At 70.1% G+C, this 17,199-nt stretch carries 18 protein-coding genes; 5 read left to right on the forward strand and 13 right to left on the reverse strand.

The window, feature by feature from the left end:
- Window positions 1–19: 19 nt before the first annotated feature.
- Entirely contained in the window at window positions 20–214 is a 195-nt protein-coding gene (locus AC1ROC_RS05530; RefSeq protein ID WP_492998612.1) for a hypothetical protein, read from the forward strand.
- A gap of 26 nt (window positions 215–240) precedes the next feature.
- Here AC1ROC_RS05530 and AC1ROC_RS05535 read toward each other — a convergent pair whose 3' ends face one another.
- The 5 genes from AC1ROC_RS05535 to AC1ROC_RS05555 form a co-directional block, all read right to left on the reverse strand.
- Window positions 241–2,397: a DEAD/DEAH box helicase gene (locus tag AC1ROC_RS05535; RefSeq protein WP_492998614.1), complete on the reverse strand. Its 2,157-nt coding sequence runs from the start codon at window positions 2,395–2,397 to the stop codon at window positions 241–243.
- A 172-nt stretch (window positions 2,398–2,569) separates the two neighbouring features.
- Window positions 2,570–2,911, reverse strand: coding sequence for a DUF6804 family protein (locus AC1ROC_RS05540; RefSeq protein ID WP_434948209.1), 342 nt, complete (start codon window positions 2,909–2,911; stop codon window positions 2,570–2,572).
- 93 nt (window positions 2,912–3,004) lie between these two features.
- On the reverse strand, window positions 3,005–3,430 hold the full coding sequence (locus tag AC1ROC_RS05545; RefSeq protein ID WP_085369314.1) for an RbsD/FucU family protein: 426 nt from the start codon (window positions 3,428–3,430) through the stop codon (window positions 3,005–3,007).
- A 180-nt stretch (window positions 3,431–3,610) separates the two neighbouring features.
- A complete protein-coding gene (locus AC1ROC_RS05550; RefSeq protein WP_492998618.1) occupies window positions 3,611–5,833 on the reverse strand; it encodes a heavy metal translocating P-type ATPase in 2,223 nt (740 codons plus the stop codon).
- Window positions 5,830–6,054, reverse strand: coding sequence for a heavy-metal-associated domain-containing protein (locus tag AC1ROC_RS05555; RefSeq protein ID WP_168689089.1), 225 nt, complete (start codon window positions 6,052–6,054; stop codon window positions 5,830–5,832). The genes AC1ROC_RS05550 and AC1ROC_RS05555 overlap by 4 nt, the downstream gene beginning before the upstream one ends.
- A gap of 61 nt (window positions 6,055–6,115) precedes the next feature.
- Between AC1ROC_RS05555 and AC1ROC_RS05560 the strand changes: the two genes are divergently transcribed.
- The 3 genes from AC1ROC_RS05560 to AC1ROC_RS05570 are packed head-to-tail and all read left to right on the forward strand — an operon-like array spanning window position 6,116 to window position 8,267.
- Window positions 6,116–6,394: a metal-sensitive transcriptional regulator gene (locus tag AC1ROC_RS05560; protein WP_085369317.1), complete on the forward strand. Its 279-nt coding sequence runs from the start codon at window positions 6,116–6,118 to the stop codon at window positions 6,392–6,394.
- Window positions 6,395–6,396: 2 nt separating this feature from the next.
- The gene (locus AC1ROC_RS05565; RefSeq protein ID WP_492998621.1) at window positions 6,397–6,924 is read left to right on the forward strand and encodes an O-acetyl-ADP-ribose deacetylase; all 528 of its coding nucleotides are present in this window, start codon (window positions 6,397–6,399) and stop codon (window positions 6,922–6,924) included.
- Window positions 6,921–8,267, forward strand: a complete 1,347-nt coding sequence (locus AC1ROC_RS05570; RefSeq protein WP_492998623.1) for a M20/M25/M40 family metallo-hydrolase — start codon at window positions 6,921–6,923, stop codon at window positions 8,265–8,267. The genes AC1ROC_RS05565 and AC1ROC_RS05570 overlap by 4 nt, the downstream gene beginning before the upstream one ends.
- An 82-nt stretch (window positions 8,268–8,349) precedes the next feature.
- Here AC1ROC_RS05570 and AC1ROC_RS05575 read toward each other — a convergent pair whose 3' ends face one another.
- The 5 genes from AC1ROC_RS05575 to AC1ROC_RS05595 all read right to left on the reverse strand — a co-directional run bounded on the left by AC1ROC_RS05575 (window position 8,350) and on the right by AC1ROC_RS05595 (window position 13,442).
- Complete coding sequence (locus AC1ROC_RS05575; RefSeq protein WP_085369319.1) at window positions 8,350–8,943, reverse strand: GDSL-type esterase/lipase family protein; 594 nt, start codon at window positions 8,941–8,943, stop codon at window positions 8,350–8,352.
- A 113-nt stretch (window positions 8,944–9,056) separates the two neighbouring features.
- Window positions 9,057–9,917, reverse strand: a complete 861-nt coding sequence (locus AC1ROC_RS05580; protein ID WP_492998625.1) for an aldehyde dehydrogenase family protein — start codon at window positions 9,915–9,917, stop codon at window positions 9,057–9,059.
- The gene (locus tag AC1ROC_RS05585; protein WP_492998627.1) at window positions 9,914–11,422 is read right to left on the reverse strand and encodes an aldehyde dehydrogenase family protein; all 1,509 of its coding nucleotides are present in this window, start codon (window positions 11,420–11,422) and stop codon (window positions 9,914–9,916) included. The genes AC1ROC_RS05580 and AC1ROC_RS05585 overlap by 4 nt, the downstream gene beginning before the upstream one ends.
- A 24-nt stretch (window positions 11,423–11,446) precedes the next feature.
- Window positions 11,447–12,478, reverse strand: coding sequence for a deoxyribose-phosphate aldolase (gene deoC / locus AC1ROC_RS05590; RefSeq protein ID WP_085369322.1), 1,032 nt, complete (start codon window positions 12,476–12,478; stop codon window positions 11,447–11,449).
- Window positions 12,479–12,491: 13 nt separating this feature from the next.
- On the reverse strand, window positions 12,492–13,442 hold the full coding sequence (locus tag AC1ROC_RS05595) for a sugar-binding transcriptional regulator (RefSeq protein ID WP_168690811.1): 951 nt from the start codon (window positions 13,440–13,442) through the stop codon (window positions 12,492–12,494).
- Window positions 13,443–13,540: 98 nt separating this feature from the next.
- Between AC1ROC_RS05595 and AC1ROC_RS05600 the strand changes: the two genes are divergently transcribed.
- Entirely contained in the window at window positions 13,541–14,482 is a 942-nt protein-coding gene (locus AC1ROC_RS05600) for an ROK family protein (RefSeq protein ID WP_168689086.1), read from the forward strand.
- A gap of 66 nt (window positions 14,483–14,548) precedes the next feature.
- On the opposite strand, the gene AC1ROC_RS05605 is transcribed toward AC1ROC_RS05600, so the two are convergent.
- Genes AC1ROC_RS05605 through AC1ROC_RS05615 form a run of 3 tightly spaced genes read right to left on the reverse strand, consistent with a single transcriptional unit; the run spans window position 14,549 to window position 17,186 of the window.
- Window positions 14,549–15,769 carry an MFS transporter gene (locus AC1ROC_RS05605; RefSeq protein ID WP_168689085.1) on the reverse strand — a complete coding sequence of 407 codons (1,221 nt, stop codon included), beginning with the start codon at window positions 15,767–15,769 and terminating at the stop codon, window positions 14,549–14,551.
- On the reverse strand, window positions 15,769–16,713 hold the full coding sequence (locus AC1ROC_RS05610; protein WP_168689084.1) for a bifunctional riboflavin kinase/FAD synthetase: 945 nt from the start codon (window positions 16,711–16,713) through the stop codon (window positions 15,769–15,771). The genes AC1ROC_RS05605 and AC1ROC_RS05610 overlap by 1 nt, the downstream gene beginning before the upstream one ends.
- Window positions 16,710–17,186 (reverse strand): hypothetical protein, encoded by a 477-nt coding sequence (locus AC1ROC_RS05615; RefSeq protein WP_085369327.1) that lies wholly within the window; start codon window positions 17,184–17,186, stop codon window positions 16,710–16,712. Before AC1ROC_RS05615 ends, AC1ROC_RS05610 begins: the two co-directional genes overlap by 4 nt.
- Window positions 17,187–17,199 lie beyond the last annotated feature (13 nt).

Consider the following 17,199-nt stretch of genomic DNA (forward strand, 5'->3'; position numbering starts at 1 on the left):
CGAGAGGTACCCTCGGTGCATGACCGAGAGCGACACGCGCGGCGGCGACGACGAGCTGGGCGACTTCCGCGAAGCCCAGGAGGCCGACTACGAGCCGGCCCCGATCGTCCGCGACGAGGACGACCTGCCCGTCGCCGACGACGAGGACGACGACCTCGTCCCGGACGACGACCGGCCGGTGCCTCTCGACCCGGACGACGCCGACATCGCCTGAGGCGGCGCCGGCGCCCACCCGGGCGACTACCCCAGCGCGACCTCCAGCAGGTGGATGAGCGCATCCAGCTGCACGGAGTCCGCCGAGCCCGGCTCGACATCCGAGCCGTCGAGCGCGCGAGCCGCGAGGCCCTGCTTGGCGTCGATCAGCTCGGCGATCTTGGAGTCGATGGTCTGCGCGGCGATGATCCTCCACGCCGTGACCGGCTCCTCCTGGCCGATGCGGTGCACGCGGTCGATGGCCTGGGTCTGCTCCGCCGCCGTCCAGGACAGCTCGGCCAGGACGACGTTGGATGCCGCCTGCAGGTTGAGCCCGACGCCCGCGGCGGTCAGCGAGCACACCGCCACCGACACCTCCGGGTCGTTGTTGAACGCGTCGATCTCCCGCTGGCGGGCGATCGCGGTCTGGTCTCCGCGGATCGAGATCGTCTTGAGGTCGCGGGCGGCGAAGGCCTCCTCCGCCGCATCCATCACGTCGATGTGCTTGGCGAAGAACACCACCTTGCCGACGGAGCGCGCGAGCTGCGCTGCGTAGTCGGAGGCCAGCCCCGCCTTCGCCTGGCCGATCTTGCGGACCATCGTGAAGACGTTGTCCCCGCTCTTGGACGAGCGTGCGTCCTCGAGCTCCGACTGCGCGACGAGCCGGATGAGGTGCGCACGGTGCGCGTCGTCATCTCCGTCGAACGAGTCCGGCCGGCCGGCGGCGGATGCGCGGCGGAACTTGGCGACGAGGCGGGCAGCCAGCTCCTTCTCCGCCTGGCGGATGCTGCGGCCGAGGTCGTCGTCCAGCTCGACGGGCAGGTCGACCACGCGGCGGCTCGGCAGGTCGGCGGCCACGTCGATCTTGCGGCGGCGGACGATGCCCATGTCGATGACGGCCTCGCGCGCCGCGGCGTAGAAGCCGAAATCGGCCGGCGTCAGCTCGGTCTCCTCGAGCTTCTCCATCAGGGCGGGCGCCGGCTTATTGCCGTCGATCCAGCCGAGGAACTGCCAGATGGCCTTGAAGTCGTCGATGTCGTTGATCAGCGGGGTGCCGGTGAGCGCCATCAGCAGGGGGTCGCCGGTCTTCTTGATCGCGTCCGCGAGCCCGAGCACGTACTTGGAGCGCTGCGAGTGCAGGTTCTTGATGAAGTGCGCCTCGTCGACGACCATGCCCTTGAAGCCGAGCGTGCTCAGCCAGGCGAGGTGCCGATCCAGGACCTCGTAGTTGACGATGACGACGTCGGCGAACGCATCCAGGCCCTCGCCGTCGCCGTGGATCACGGTCGCCCTGCGGTGCGGCGTCCAGCGCTCCACCTCGCGCGCCCAGTTCATCTTGACGACGTTCGGGACGACGGCGAGCAATGGATACGCGCCGGCGACGCTGGCCGCGAGGACGGACTGCGCCGTCTTGCCGAGGCCCGGCTCGTCGGCGAGCAGGAAGCTGCGGTGGCCGAGCCGGACGCTCTCCACGAAGCGGGCCTGGTGGTGCATCAACTCGAGGCCCGGAGGCGAATACCGGTCGATGGCCGGAGCGGGCGGCAGCTCCATGCTGGCCGCCTGGCCGCCCGAGCCGTACTCGAACGACTTGAACAGCGGGCCGAGCAGCTCCCACGAGTCGAGACGGCGCCGCGGAGCGGACTGCGCGGCCGTGGCCTTCGAGAAGTCGGGGGCGAGGAACGGGTTCGAGAGCTGCCTGGCACGCACGGACTGCGGGATGACCTGCTTCTCGGCGAGCTCCGGCGTGATGACGCTGTCCTGCTTGGCGACGGGACGCTCCACCGTGATGATGAGGTCGTCCGGCGAGAGCTCCGTGCCCGATTCGAGCAGCCAGTCCCTGCGCATGGTCTGCGCGGTCGCTGTGGGAGGAGACTCGCTCTCCAGCAGGGCGATGAGCGAGGTGTCGCGCGCGGCCGTCTTGGCCAGGATGGTCGCGATGCCGTCCAGGCGCTTCAGCTGCTCCGCGCGAGCGGCGTCGCTCAGCTCGGGGTCCGACTTGGCCCTGGCCCTCTCCTCGCGCATGAGGAACGCGATGACCTGGAACTTGGTGCGATTGGTCGGTCCGAGCTTCTTGCCGTCCGCGGCCTTCGCCTCCACCTCCCGCACTTTGCGCGCGAGGACGGGGATCAGCCCGTCGTTGTTCGCGTGGCGGGTGCGTCGCTGCTGCTGGCGCGACGAGCTGGTGCGTTGACCGGAACGAGACATGGTCCTCCAGGGGGAGCGTCGCGCGCTGACGAAGAGCGGACGCCGTATGGCGTGAGGGCCGGCGCAGCGTCCGGGCGGGGAACCGAATGGACCCGCCCGCCGCGGTGAGCGCCGGGGACGCGTCGTGCAGGAACTCGCGACGCGACCACCAGTTTACGCGAGGATGCGCGAATCAGCGACGCGGATCGACGGGGATCTTCACGGTGACCGCGACGGCGACGAAGAGCACGGCGCCCGCGAGGTGCAGGAGACGGATGACCACGTCTCCGAAGGTGATCGGCCAGACCGGGTTCCAGAGCACGGCGACGGGGATCAGACCGGCCAGCCACCACCACTGCTTGGCCTGTCCGGCGAAGACGCAGAGGATGAGCGCGAGGATGCTCACCGCATACTGCACGTAGAGGTACCACTCGCCCCCGATCAGGGCGAGGCCGCCGATCAGGACGATCGCCCCGAGGATGCCGGGCGCGAGAGCCGCGCGGTTGAAGGTCGGCTGGGTGGTGGGTCGGGACACGGTCACCGAGTCTACGGCAGGAGCATCCACGCTGGTGGGGCGTGCCGGCGCCGATGAGGCTCCGGCACGCCCACGTTCAGCTGTGCGTGTGATTCAGCAGGGGCCTTTCCGCAACAGGAACGCGCATGGTGGGGCGTCCGACCCCACGCTCACGGTCACAACGGAATGGCGGGCGAGCTCGACGAATTCGCCGAGCTCCAGACGGGTCATGGGCACGCGACGGAGTTCGGCATCGGAAGCGATGCCGTTCACCGCGAACGCCACGTCTGGGACATCGTACGGTTCACCGGCGAGATCGAGGAACGTGATCGGCGACGGATCGTCGTTGTCGAGAGGGAACACGCTGAGAATCGCGTCGGCCGCGGCTTCAGTCGTCACCTCTCCGAGATGAATGACGGGTGAAACTATTTCTTCTTGTGGATAGCCGCTGCCGACAAGGGTAAGCATGTCGCCATCGTGCATGGAATCAAGGACGCTCAAGAGCGCACCGGACAGCAGCGGGCTGAGGTTCTTCAGCAAAGTCGGGCCTTTCCTGTAAAACGAATATTTCTCAACCCCTATGTGGAGGATAGACCCGGCAGTATGTCCTCCCCCACCCCCCATTCAGGGGTGAATGCACGCGGCACGCCGGGATACTGTTCAGATCGCACACAGGGTCACTGATATGGACGCATCCCGGCGCCGAATATGACGCCCGCGTCAGGAAGAAACCGTACGCCCGGAAAACCGTCGCAACCGCAGGCTGTTGAGCACCACGAACACGCTCGAGAACGCCATCGCCGCCCCGGCGATCATCGGGTTGAGCAGCCCGGACGCCGCGATCGGGATGGCCGCGACGTTGTACGCGAACGCCCAGAACAGGTTGCCCCTGATGATCGACACCGTGCGCCTGGACAGCCGGATCGCGTCCGCCACGAGCACCGGATCCGAGCGCAGCAGCGTGAGGTCGCCCGCCTCGATGGCGACATCCGAGCCCGAGCCCATCGCGATGCCCAGATCGGCGGCCGCGAGCGCCGCAGCGTCGTTGACGCCGTCCCCGACCATCGCCACCGACCGGCCGTCGTCCTGCATCCGCCGGACGGCCTGCGCCTTCCCCTCCGGCGTCGCCCCGCCCACCACGCGCTGGATGCGCAACGGCGCGACCACGGCCCGTACGGTCTCCTCGTGGTCGCCGCTCAGCACCACGGGCTCCAGGCCGAGCGCCCGCACCCGGCCGATCGCCTCCGCGGCGTCCGGCCGCAGCGGGTCCGTGACGCTGAGGACCGCGGCCGGTGCGTCGTCGACGGAGACGACGACCGCCGTGGCGCCCGTCGCCCTGGCGTCGCGCAGCGCGTCGGAGAGCACGGCAGGGAGGGTCGCGTGCGCGTCGGCGCGTGCGACGGCGACCGTCCGTCCGTCCACTTGCGCCGTCACGCCGAACCCGGCCACGGCACGGAAACCGGTGACGGGAGCGTGCGCATCCACTGCCGCAGCGACCGCCCGGCCGATCGGGTGCTCCGACCCGCGCTCGGCCGATGCGGCGAGCAGCAGCACCTCCTGCGCATCCACCCCATCCGCCGCGACGACGCCGGTGACCGTCATCGCTCCGGTGGTGAGGGTTCCGGTCTTGTCGAACACGATCGTGTCGATGCGGCCCGTGCGTTCGAGCACCTCCGGGCCGGTGATCAGGATGCCGAGCTGGGCGGCGCGTCCCGTGCCGACCAGCAGCGCGGTCGGGGTAGCCAGACCGAGCGCACACGGGCAGGCGACGATGAGCACGGCGACCGCGGCGGAGATCGCGGCGGACGTGCCGCCGCCGAGGAGCATCCACACGCCGAATGTGGCCAGGGCGAGCGCGATGACCACGGGCACGAAGACGCCGGAGATCCGGTCGGCCAGTCGCTGGACGGCCGCCTTGCCGAGCTGGGCCTCCTCCACCAATTTCGCCATCCTGGCCAGCTGCGTGTCCGCTCCGACCCGGGATGCGCGCACCACCAGCGTGCCGGCGTGCGCGATGGTGCCTCCGGCGACCGTGTCCCCCTCCGCCACCTCGACCGGCACGGACTCCCCCGTCATCGCGCTGGTGTCGACTGCGGCGGCGCCGTCCTGCACGACGCCGTCCGCAGCGATGCGCTCGCCGGGCCGCACCACGAATCGGTCGCCGACCGCGAGAGCGGAGACCGGAACGCGCGTCTCCGACCCGTCGCCGGTCAGGATCGCGACGTCTTTCGCCCCGGCCTGCAGCAGTTCGCGCAGCGCGGCGCCCGCCCTCCGCTTCGACCGCTCCTCCACGAACCGCCCGAGCAGCAGGAACGTCGTGACGCCGGCAGCGACCTCCAGGTAGATGGCCCCGGATGCGCTGCCCGGCTCCGCGACGAGAGTGAACGGATGCCGCATCCCCAGTTCGCCCGCCGTACCGAAGACGAGAGCCCACACCGACCAGAGGTAGGCGGCGGCCGTGCCGAGCGACACGAGCGTGTCCATCGTGGCCGCCCCGTGCCGCAGGTTGATCGCCGCAGAGCGGTGGAACGGCCAGCCGCCCCACAGCACCACCGGCGTCGCCAGCAGCAGCGACACCCACTGCCAGCCCCAGAACTGCCAGGTCGGGATCATGGCCAGCAGCACGATGGGCACGGTGAGCGCCGCGCTGACGATCAGCCGGAGGCGCAGCGTGGACGACGGCGACGCATCCCGGGGCGGCTCCACCGCTTCGATGACGTGCGCGCCGTATCCGGCCTTCTGCACCTCGGCCACGAGCAGTGCCGGATCGAGCGACGCGGGGGCCGTGACCCTGGCCCGTTCGGTGGCGAGGTTGACGCTGGCGGTGACGCCGTCGATCCTGCCGAGCCGCTTCTCGACCCGGGCGACGCAGCTGGCGCAGGTCATCCCGTCGATCGCGAGGTCGAGCTGGACGCCGGGAGCGGCCGTGTCAGCGCTCGTCACAGCAGGGGAAGCTGTCGCGGGTGGGCGAGCGTGTACCCGGCCTCTTCGACCGCGCTCTGGACCGCATCCCGGGCGAGGGCGGCGTCGCTGGTGACCGTCGCCGTGCCTGCCGCCACGTCGACCGCCACGGCCGTGACGCCGTCGAGCGCCCCCAGCTCTTCGCTCACCGCGTGCGCGCAGTGCGCGCAGGTCATGCCCTGGATGTCGTAGCTCGTTTCCATGTCTTCGACTGTAACACATACCCCATAGGGGTATACGGGATCGGCGCGGTATCCTGGACGGGTGATCGCAGACATCAAGAAACGCGCCATGCACCGCACGCGCATCCTCGAAGGCCAGCTGAGAGGCCTGGAGAAGATGATCGAGAACGAGGACTACTGCATCGACATCATCACCCAGTCCCTCGCCATCCAGAAGTCGCTCGGCTCGCTCAACAAGCTGCTCGTCGAGAACCATCTCAAGACGCACGTCACCGAGATGTTCGACGAGGGCGGCAGCCAGCGCGACGACGCCATCGTCGAGCTGCTGAAGGTGTACGAGCTCTCCAACAACAGGGGCTGACGGTGGACGACCTGATCCAGATCGTCCGCGGCGACATCACCGACGAGCACGTCGACGCCATCGTCAACGCCGCGAACAGCTCCCTCCTTGGCGGAGGGGGCGTCGACGGCGCCATCCACCGCCGCGGCGGCCCTGCCATCCTCGACGCTTGCCGCGAACTGCGCGCGACGACGTTCCCGGATGGGCTCCCCACCGGCCAGGCCGTCGCCACCACCGCCGGCGAGCTCGACGCCACCTGGGTCATCCACGCGGTCGGCCCCGTCTGGTCGGCGACGGAGGACAGGACGGAGCTGCTGCAGAACGCCTACCGTTCATCGCTGCGCGTCGCGCGCGAGGTCGGCGCGACCTCCGTGGGCTTCCCCGCCATCTCCGCAGGCGTCTACGGCTGGCCGATGGACGACGCGGCCCGCATCGCGGTCAGCACGGTCCGCGCGGTGCTCGCCGCATCGTTCGGGCCGGTGGAGCTGGTGCGCTTCGTGCTCTACTCCGACGACGCCCTCGCAGCGTTCCGCCGGGCGGCGGGAGAGTGAGCGACCCAGCGCGCATCGACGACGATGCCGCCATCGACCGCTTCCGCACGCTGCTGCGCATCCCGACCATGTCCCGCAACGCGGTCGAGCAGACGGACTGGGAGGCGTTCGACACCTTCATCGCCACGCTGCCCGAGCTGTATCAGCACCTGCACGCCGCGCTCGAACGGGAGCAGCACGGCCACTCCCTGCTCTACCGCTGGCGCGGCGCAGGCGACGGCGCCCCCACCGTCCTGATGGCGCACTACGACGTGGTGCCGGCCACCGACGACGGCTGGGAGCACCCGCCGTTCGGCGCCGAGCTCACCGGAACAGGCGACGCCCGCGTGCTGTGGAGCAGAGGCACCCTCGACGACAAGGGAGCCCTCGTCGCCATCCTCGAAGCAGTGGATGCGCTGGTCGCCGCCGGCCACACCCCCGCTGCCGACGTGTACCTCAGCTTCGGCCACGACGAGGAGACCGTCGGGTCCGGGGTGAAGACGATCGTCGCCTCCCTCGCAGACCGCGGCGTGCGGCCGGCCCTGGTGCTCGACGAGGGCGGTGCGGTCGTCGAGGGCATCTTCCCCGGCGTCGCGAAACCGATCGCTGTCGTCGGCGTCAGCGAGAAGGGCATCACGAGCGTCCGGCTGACGGTCGAGCAGAACGGAGGGCACGCCTCCACCCCGCCCAAGCTGACCGCGACGGTGCGGCTGGCGCGCGCCATCACCCGGCTGAACGCGAAACCGTTCCCCGCCGGACTCAGCGAGACCAACCTGCAGATGGTGGAGACGCTCGGCGCCCACGCCACCGGCCCGCTGCGCGCGGTGTTCACCCGGGCCCGGCGCCTGAAGCCCGCACTGGTCGCCGTGCTCGGCCGGGTGAGCGACGAGACCCGCGCGATCGTGCGCACGACGACGGCGGTCACGCAGCTGTCCGGCAGCCTCGCCGCGAACGCCCTGCCGGAGACGGCCGAAGCGGTCGTCAACGTCCGCATCGCCGTCGGGTCGAGCGTCGCCGAGACCATGACGCACCTCCGCCGCGCCATCCGCGACCCGCTGGTGCGCATCGAGGCGATCGACCCGAGCGAACCGTCGCCGGTGTCGCCCACCACCGGCCCGGAGTGGGACGCGGTGGCCGGGAGCATCTCGGCCGTGCATCCGGATGCGGTGGTGACGCCGTACATCATGCTCGGCGCCAGCGACAGCCGCCACTTCACCACGATCAGCGACGCGGTCTACCGCTTCACCCCGTTCGAGATGGCGACCGACGAGCGCGCGACCCTGCACGCCCGCAACGAGCGCATCCACGTGGCCACCTGGCTCCGCGGCATCCGCTTCTACGAGACGCTGCTCCGCACCCGCTAACCCACGCACACCATCGAGTCCGAAGTTATTCACGCGACACGCCGGGTGGGGGCGTGAACAACTTCGGACTCGATGGCTTGGGTCAGGCCGCCCCGCCCAGGTCCGGCAGCGTGATCGCGCGGCTGGTCGGCGGCTGCTGGCGCAGGCGCTCCAGGGCGGGCACCAGCTCGTTCAGCCAGACGCGGTATCCGTCGTCGTTGAGGTGCAGGCGGTCCTCGCTGTATGCGGGGTTCAGTTCGCCGTCCTCCAGCGCCAGAGCCGGCCAGAGGTCGAGCCACTGTGCGTGCACGGTGGGCGCGAACTGCCACAGGTGGCGGTTGATGTCGCGGATCTGGTCCGCGAACTCGTGGCCGCGCGGCAGCACCGACTGCACCAGGATGCGCGTCTCCTGCAGCTCCCTGCGCAGCGTGACCAGGATGGTCTCCACGTTGCGCACGATGTGCTCGACCGAGCGCCGCCAGGCGAGGTCGTTCGTGCCGATCAGCAGCACCACGACGGTGGGCTGCGCGTTGATCACATCCCACAGACGGGCCACCACGTCGTCCGTGGTGTCTCCCCCGACCCCGAAGTTGTAGATGGTCTCCCCCGGCATCCACGCCTGCCAGTCGCCGCCCTGCGTGAGACTGTCTCCGACGAGGGCGGTCGGACCCATACCCGACATCCCCTGATCCGTCATCCGGACCTCCTAAGTCTTTCCTTCATCCTCCCCCATGATGCGCAAAGGCGCGAGGGGTGTACCGCTGCGCAGGGCTGCGGTACACCCCTCGTGGATGCACGGATCGGTCGGGATCAGATCAGCGACTTGGTGTGCCAGACCGTCTTCGTCTCGGTGAAGAACGCGATCCTGTCGAGCGACGGCGCCGCCGCATCCGGACCGTTCTCCGGGGCGAGGACGCGCTTCAGCGTGTCGGCTGCCGCGATCTGCAGGTCGATCCACTCGAGGCCGCCCGCACCGACCAGGTCGAGCGCGTTGACGTCGGCGTGCGAGGCGAGCCACGGCGCGATCTCGGCCGGGGAGCCGGTCAGGATGTTCACGACACCGCCGGGCACGTCGCTCGTCGCGAGCACCTCGCTCAGGCTGATCGCGGACAGCGGGAACCGCTCGCTCGCGATCACGACCACCGTGTTGCCCGCCACCAGCGCGGGGGCGACGGCGCTCACGAAGCCGAGCAGCCCGGTGTCCTGCGGGGCGACGATCGCGACCACGCCGGTGGGCTCCGGCACCGAGATGTTGAAGTACGGACCGGCGACCGGGTTGGCGTTTCCGACGACCTGCGCGAACTTGTCCGCCCAGCCCGCGTACCAGACCCAGCGGTCGATCGCCTCGTCCACCTGCGCGCCGGCGACGGAGGCGGTGACGCCCTCCGTCTGCTGCACCTCGTCGACGAACTGGGCGCGACGGCCCTCCATCAGCTCCGCGATGCGGTAGAGCACCTGGCCGCGGTTGTACGCGGTGGCGCCCGCCCAGCCGCCGAGCGCTCCGCGGGCGGCGACCACGGCATCCCGGGCGTCCTTGCGGGACGCCTTCGCCGCATTGGCCAGGAAGGCGCCCTTCGCGGAGACGACCTCGTACGTGCGACCGGACTCGCTGCGCGGGAACTTCCCGCCGATGTAGAGCTTGTAGGTCTTCGGCACGGTCAGGCGGCTCATTTCTTCGCTCCCTTGCGGGTCGTGGTGGATGCGGAGGTCAGCGCCGCGGCGGACGAGCCGCCGAGCGCGCGGCCGGGCGTCAGGTACGCGGCGAGCCCGTGTCGACCGCCCTCGCGGCCGTAGCCGGACTCCTTGTATCCGCCGAACGGGCTGGCCGGGTCGAACCTGTTGAACGTGTTCGCCCAGATCACACCGGCGCGCAGCTTGTCGGCCACGGCCAGGATGCGGCTGCCCTTGTCGCTCCAGATGCCGGCGGACAGGCCGTACGGGGTGTTGTTCGCCTTCGCGATGGCCTCGGCGGGCGTGCGGAAGGTGAGCACGGAGAGCACCGGCCCGAAGATCTCCTCGCGGGCGATCCGGTGGCTGGTGGAGACGTTGTCGAAGATCGTCGGCGCGAACCAGAACCCGTTCTCCGGGATGGCGCAGTCGGCCGTCCAGCGGTCAGCCCCCTCCGCCTCCCCGATGTCGGACAGCTCCCGGATGCGCTGCAGCTGCTCTGCGCTGTTGATCGCGCCGATGTCGGTGTTCTTGTCGAGCGGGTCGCCGAGGCGCAGTGTCGACAGGCGGTTCTTCAGGCGGTCGACGACCTCGTCGTGGATGCTCTCCTGCACCAGCAGGCGGCTGCCTGCGCAGCAGACGTGGCCCTGGTTGAAGAAGATGCCGTTGACGATGCCCTCGACGGCCTGGTCGATCGGGGCGTCGTCGAAGACGATGTTCGCCGCCTTGCCGCCGAGTTCGAGGGTCAGCTTCTTGTCGGTTCCGGCGACGGCGCGGGCGATCTCCCTGCCGACGGCGGTGGAGCCGGTGAAGGCGACCTTGTTCACATCCGGGTGGTTGACCAGGTCGCGACCGGTCTCGCCTGCACCGGTGACGATGTTGACGACGCCGGCGGGGAGGCCAGCCTGCTGCACGATCTCGGCGAACAGGAGCGCGGTCAGCGGGGTGGTCTCCGCCGGCTTCAGTACGACCGTGTTGCCCGCCGCCAGCGCGGGGGCGATCTTCCAGGCGAGCATCAGCAGCGGGAAGTTCCACGGGATTACCTGGGCGGCGACGCCGAGGGCGCGGGGCGCAGGGCCGAGACCGGCGTGGTCGAGCTTGTCCGCCCATCCCGCGTAGTAGAAGAACCAGGCGGCGACGAGCGGGACGTCCACATCCCTGCTCTCCTTGATCGGCTTGCCGTTGTCGAGGCTCTCCGCCACCGCGAGCTCGCGGGCGCGCTCCTGGACGAGGCGCGCGATGCGGAACAGGTACTTGCCGCGGTCACTGCCGCTCATCTTCGACCACACGCGCTCGTACGACCGGCGCGCTGCGGCGACGGCAGCATCCACGTCGGCGGTGTTCGCCGTCGCGATGGTCGCGATGCGCTCCTCCGTCGCCGGGGAGATGGTCTGGAACGGGGTGCCGTTGCCCTCGACGAATTCGCCGTCGATGAAGAGGCCGTACTGGTCGCGCAGGTTCAGGATGGCCCTGGACTCCGGCGCTGGTGCGTATTCGAGGAAACTCATTGTTCTGCCTTCGGTCTCTGCTGGTCAGTCGATCGTGACGTAGTCGGCGCCGGAGTAGTGGCCGGTGCTCAGCTTCTGACGCTGCAGCAGCACGTCGTTGAGCAGGCTGGACGCCCCGAACCGGAACAGGTGCGGCTGCAGCCAGTGCTCGCCCACCGTCTCCGCGACCGTCACCAGATACTTGATGGCGTCCTTCGACGACCGGATGCCGCCGGCCGGCTTCACGCCGATCTCCTCGCCGGTGAGCTTGTGCCAGTCGCGCACGACCTCCAGCATCAGCAACGTGACGGGCAGCGTCGCCGCCGGGGACACCTTGCCGGTGGACGTCTTGATGAAGTCTCCTCCGGCGAGGATCGCCAGCCAGGATGCGCGGCGCACGTTGTCGTACGTGTTCAGCTCGCCTGTCTCCAGGATCACCTTGAGGTGGGCGTAGCTGCCGTCTGCGCGGCGGCAGGCTTCCTTCACGGCGACGATCTCGTCGAAGACGAGCCCGTAGCGCCCGGAGAGGAACGCCCCGCGGTCGATCACCATGTCGATCTCGTCCGCACCGGCGGCGACGGCGTCCGCCGTGTCCGCGAGCTTCACGGCGAGGGATGCGCGCCCGCTCGGGAACGCGGTCGCCACGGCGGCCACGTTCACGCTGCCGGGTGCTCCGCCCGAGCGTCCCGCGTGGGATGCGCCGAGCGCCTCCACCGCGTACGGCACCATGTCGCCGTACACGCAGACGGCGGCCGGCCGGGGAGCGGTGAGGTCGCTCGGGTCCGGCGTGAGCGCCTTCGCGACGAGCGAGCGCACCTTGCCGGGCGTGTCAGCGCCTTCGAGGGTGGTCAGGTCGATGAGCTCGATGATCTTGTCGAGCGCCCAGGCCTTGCTGGTGGTCTTGATGGAGCGCGTTCCGAGCCCGGCGGCACGCTGCTCGAGGCCGACGGCGTCGACCCCGGGGATGCCGTTCAGGTAGCGGCGCAGGGAGGCTTCGGTGAAGTCGCCCCCGAGCACCTCCACGGCCCTGGCCGCCGGTGCGAGGGTTCGCACGGGCGGCGTCGTTTCGATGGTCACGTCACTCCTTCTTTCAGCTGGCCGCTGAGCGGCCGAGCAGATGGTTCGCGGTGGATTCGTCGGTGATGATCGTGCTGCACAGCCCGCTGGACACGATCGCGTGCGCCACCCTGTGCTTGGTCTCCCCCGCGATCACGGCGATGCTGGTGCGCGCGGCGCGGAGCTCGTCGAGCGAGATGCCGAGGGTCCTTCCGTCGAGCTCCGGATCGGCGACCTGGCCGTCCTCGGTGATGAATCGGCCGACCACGTCGCCGACGGCGCCCTTCGCGGCGAGGGACGCGACGTCGTCGGCGGTCAGGTAGCCGGAGTCGACGTGCACAGAGCTGGTGTCGACCACGCCGGCGCTGAACAGGTACGCGGAGGCGCTCCTCGCCAGGGCGAGGACGCTCTGCACCGAGCGGTCGGCCTCGATGGCGCGCCGGGTGGCGGCGTGCTCGAAGATGGCGGGGCTCGGAAGCAGGGTGGCCGTGCCCTGTGCCTTGCGGGCGATCACGACAGCGGTGTCCGCCGCCGCTGTCGCCTGCCGGGTGCTGGACACGCTGCCGTTGATCTGCACGGGGTTGACGCCGACGGCCCAGCCGGGGCGCAGCCGCGCCGCCACCGCGTGCAGGGTGCGTCCCCAGCTCACGCCGAGCGTGCGGGGAACGGGGCGCAGGGTGGTCAGGTAGTCCGCGGCGGCCTGCGCGACGCGCGCCTGCACGTCCGAGTCGGAGTCGAGGGACGGCACGACTACGGCGTCCTGCAGGTCGTAGAAGCCGCACAGCTCGCGTTCGAGCGAGAACCGCCTGGCGCTCGGGTGCACGATCTCGATGCGCACGAAGCCGTGCTCGCGCGCTGCGACGAGCAGCCGTCCCACCTTCCAGCGGCTGACACTGAGGGCGAGACCGATCTCGTCCTGGGTTTTGCCCGCCTCGTAGTACAGCTCAGCGGCTTTGACGGCGAGGATCTCATCGGTGTCGTTCATGGCCACGGTTCCAGCTTAGGAACCGGATGCGCGTCTGAGCAACGGTTGCGCGGATGTTGCTCATATGAGCGCGGGTGGTTTCGTTTAGGGTAAAGGTCGTGCCAACTCCCCTCGCCCTCGCCGTCGACTTCGGCGGAACCAAAGTCGAAGCAGCCATCGTCGATGCGGACGGTCGCCTGCTCGAATCGTCCCGCTTCCGCCGCCCGACGGGCCGCACGGCGACCGTCGCCGACCTCGAGGCCTCGGTGGGCGGCGTCGTCCGCGACGCCATCGCCTCCGTGCCCGCCGGTGCGACGCTCATCGGGGCGGGAATCGGCTGCGCCGGGCCGATCGACCGCATCCGGGGCCTGGTGTCCCCGCTGAACGTCCCACACTGGCGCGACTACCCGATGCGCGACTTCATCGCCGGCGTCATCGCGGACGCCGGGCTCGATATCCCGGTGACGCTGGAGATGGACGGCGTGGCGATCACGCTCGCCGAGCACTGGGTCGGAGCGGCGCAGGGCGTCGACAACGTGATGGGCATGGTCGTCTCGACCGGCATCGGCGGCGGCCTCATCGTTGGCGGCCGCGTGATCACCGGTCCGACGGGCAACGCCGGCCACATCGGGCACGTCGAGGTGGGAGAGCTGGTCGGAGAGGACACGTTCGGCAACCCGAGCGCCCTCGAAGCCATAGCCTCGGGCCCGCACACCGTCGCCTGGGCGCGTCGCCACGGCTTCACCGGGAACACGGGCGAGGAACTGGCGGCGGCGTACGCGGCGGGCGACGAGGTGGCCCACCAGGCCATCGCGCGCACCGGAGAGGCCGTCGGCCGCGCCATCGCGTCGGCGACCGCCCTGCTCGACCTCGAGCTCGTCGCCATCGGCGGCGGCTTCTCGCACTCGACGCCCGACCTGTTCGACCACATGCGCCGCGTCATCGAGAACCACTACTTCCCGTACGTGCGAAAGGTGCGCATCATCCCCTCGGCCCTCTCCTCCGAGGGCCCGCTCATCGGCGCGGCCGCGCTCATCCACCGCGCCCACCTCCTCCCCTGACAATCGAGTCCGAACCTGTTCACGCGACACGCCGAGTAAGGGCGTGAACAACTTCGGACTCGATTTTTATGGGCGGAAGTGGTCTTCGAGGGTGTGCGGGCGGGCGACGACGGTGCCGGCGAGGGCGGCAGCGAGGGCGGTGCCGATGAGGACGATGAGGGCCGCTGTCCAGTCGCCGGTGAGCTGGTGCAGCACACCGACCGCGAGCGGGCCGAGCGCACCGAGCGTGTAGCCGAGGCCCTGCGTGAAGCCGCTGAGCGCGACCGAGCCCTCGTGCGTGCGCGTGCGCACGTTGATCAGCACGAGGCACAGCGGGAACAGCAGCGGCCCGAGACCGGCGAACACCACCCACAGCCAGGTCGCCGTGCCCGGCGCGATGATCAGGCCCAGATAGCCGAGCACGAAGAACGCCACGCCCGCGTAGAGCAGCAGGGCGACGTTGCGCATTCTGGCGGCCAGCAGCGGCACCAGCAGCCCGGCCGGGATGCCCATGCCCGCGTACAACGAGAGAAGCGCGCCAGCCTCTACCGGCGTCGAGCCGGCCACGTCGTGCAGGATCTCCGGCAGCCAGGCGAACATCGCGTACGCGTTCAGGCTGGACGCCGCGAACACCACGGCCATCGCCCAGGCGAGCGGCGCGTGCCACACCTTGCCCAGCATCCCGGGCTCAGCGCCCTCCACCTCGACGTCGTGCTCGGGATGCACCGGTCGCCTGGTCAGGATGATGCGCAGCCACGGCAGGATGGCCAGCAGGCTCACCACGCCCCACATCCCCACGGAGACGTGCCAGTTGGATGCGTCGGCCACCGGCACGGCGACCAGCGGAGGCAGCAGCGTGCTCACCGACATCACGGTCGCGTACAGCGACGTGACCAGCCCGATCCTGTCCGGGAAGTACCGCTTCACCAGAGGGGGCAGCAGCACGTTGCCGACACCCATCCCCGCGAAGGTCACGGCGGAGCCGATGGCGAGCATGGCGAACGAGCCGGCCGTCGCCCGCAGGACGTGCCCGAGCAGCATCACGCCGAGCGCCGCGATCAGCACGCCCTCGAGGCTCGCCTTGCGGGTCAGCGACGGCGCGAGCAGGCCGAACAGCGCGAAGAAGATGGGCGGGAGCATCCCGAGCAGCCCGACGCCGACACTGGTGACCGCGAACTCCGTGCGGATCTCGGCGAAGATCGGCGACAGGGCGGCGACGGCCGTGCGCAGATTGCTGGCCACCAGCAGGATCCCGATGAGCGCGATGGCGCGGCCATGCCACAGGGGCCTGGCGGGGAGTTCCGTCATCAGTTGGCGTTCTCGGGCTGCAGAATGCTCCTGGCCCTGGCGACATCGTCCGCGATCTGGGCGATCAGCGGCTCGATGCCCGCGTACGCGACCATGCCCCTGATGCGTTCGACGAACGAGATCTCGACGTGGTGGTCGTACAGGTCGAGGTCGCGGTCGAGCACGTACGCCTCGACCTGCTTCTGCGGGACGCCCTCGAACGTCGGGTTGTTGCCGACCGAGATGGCGGCAGGATACCGTTCGCCGCCGTCGGTCAGCCAGCCCGCATACACGCCGTCTGCCGGGATGAGCCCCTCCGACTCCGGCGACAGGTTCGCCGTCGGGAAGCCGAGCTCCCTGCCGCGCTTCGCCCCGTGCACCACGACGCCGCGCAGGGTCGGGATGTGGCCGAGCAGTTCGCCGGCGTGCGCCACGTCGCCGTCGGCAAGCAGTTCGCGGATCCAGGTGGAGGAGACGCGGCGTCCGTGCTCCGGGCGAACGTCGTCGATGAGGTGCACGACGAAGCCGTACGTCTCGCCGAACGCGCGCAGCATCTCCACGTCGCCTGCGCCGCGCCTGCCGAAGCGGAAGTCGCTCCCGACCAGCACGGCGGCCGCGTGCAGCCTGTCGACCAGGATGTGCTGCACGAACTCCTCGGGGCTGAGGTCGGCCAGTGCACGGTCGAACGGGACGATCAGCGTCGCCTCGACGCCGGTTCCCGCGAGCAGGTCGAGCTTCTGCTCGACGCTGACCAGCGCCGTCGGGCACTTCTCCGGCGCGAGCAGCTCCAGCGGGTTCCTGTCGAAGGTGATGACCGTCGGGGTGAGCCCTCCGGAAGCCGCGACCTCGCAGAGCCGCGCGATCACCGCGCGATGGCCGGTGTGCACCCCGTCGAACTTGCCGATGGTCACCGCACTCGGGCCGAAGCCGTCCGGCACCTCCTGAACGGACCGGAATACCTTCACGATGCGGCCGGGCGCGGCTTGTGCCCGCGCAGGTAGATCAGCCCGAGGATCGGCAGGACGAGTGGGATGAACAGGTAGCCCATGCCGTAGACCGACCAGACGGTCGCATCCCTGCCGAACGGGTCGATGTCGTGCAGGCCGAGGGCCGCAGGCGCGAAGAGGCTGAGCGAGCCGATCACGAGCACGCCCACCAGCTCGAAGGTGATGGTGATCCAGGCCACCCGGTACCAGGCCACGCCCGGCGCGATCAGCGCGACGGTGGCCACGATGTAGACGACGGCGGCGAGCGCCGAGAGGGTGAACGCGACCGGCGCCTCGTGGAAGCGGTCGATGATCTGGAAGACGCTGCGTCCGGTCGCCGCGAGGGCGAGGACTCCGTAGACGAAGACGAGCACACGCCCGATGCCGGTGATCCGCCGCCTGGCGGTGGGGCTCTCCGGGTGTTCGCGCGCGGACATGGTGTGGTGTGACATCGCCTACGATTCT

Source organism: Leifsonia sp. GW821-FHT13C05 (assembly GCF_058806515.1).

Coding starts and splice junctions, on each gene's coding strand:
- AC1ROC_RS05530 (WP_492998612.1), top strand. CDS start 20: ATGACCGAGAGCGACACGCGCGGCGGCGACGACGAGCTGGGCGACTTC.
- AC1ROC_RS05535 (WP_492998614.1), bottom strand. CDS start 2,397: ATGTCTCGTTCCGGTCAACGCACCAGCTCGTCGCGCCAGCAGCAGCGA.
- AC1ROC_RS05555 (WP_168689089.1), bottom strand. CDS start 6,054: ATGGAAACGAGCTACGACATCCAGGGCATGACCTGCGCGCACTGCGCG.
- AC1ROC_RS05575 (WP_085369319.1), bottom strand. CDS start 8,943: ATGACGGATCAGGGGATGTCGGGTATGGGTCCGACCGCCCTCGTCGGA.
- AC1ROC_RS05580 (WP_492998625.1), bottom strand. CDS start 9,917: ATGAGCCGCCTGACCGTGCCGAAGACCTACAAGCTCTACATCGGCGGG.
- AC1ROC_RS05585 (WP_492998627.1), bottom strand. CDS start 11,422: ATGAGTTTCCTCGAATACGCACCAGCGCCGGAGTCCAGGGCCATCCTG.
- AC1ROC_RS05595 (WP_168690811.1), bottom strand. CDS start 13,442: ATGAACGACACCGATGAGATCCTCGCCGTCAAAGCCGCTGAGCTGTAC.
- AC1ROC_RS05605 (WP_168689085.1), bottom strand. CDS start 15,769: ATGACGGAACTCCCCGCCAGGCCCCTGTGGCATGGCCGCGCCATCGCG.
- AC1ROC_RS05615 (WP_085369327.1), bottom strand. CDS start 17,186: ATGTCACACCACACCATGTCCGCGCGCGAACACCCGGAGAGCCCCACC.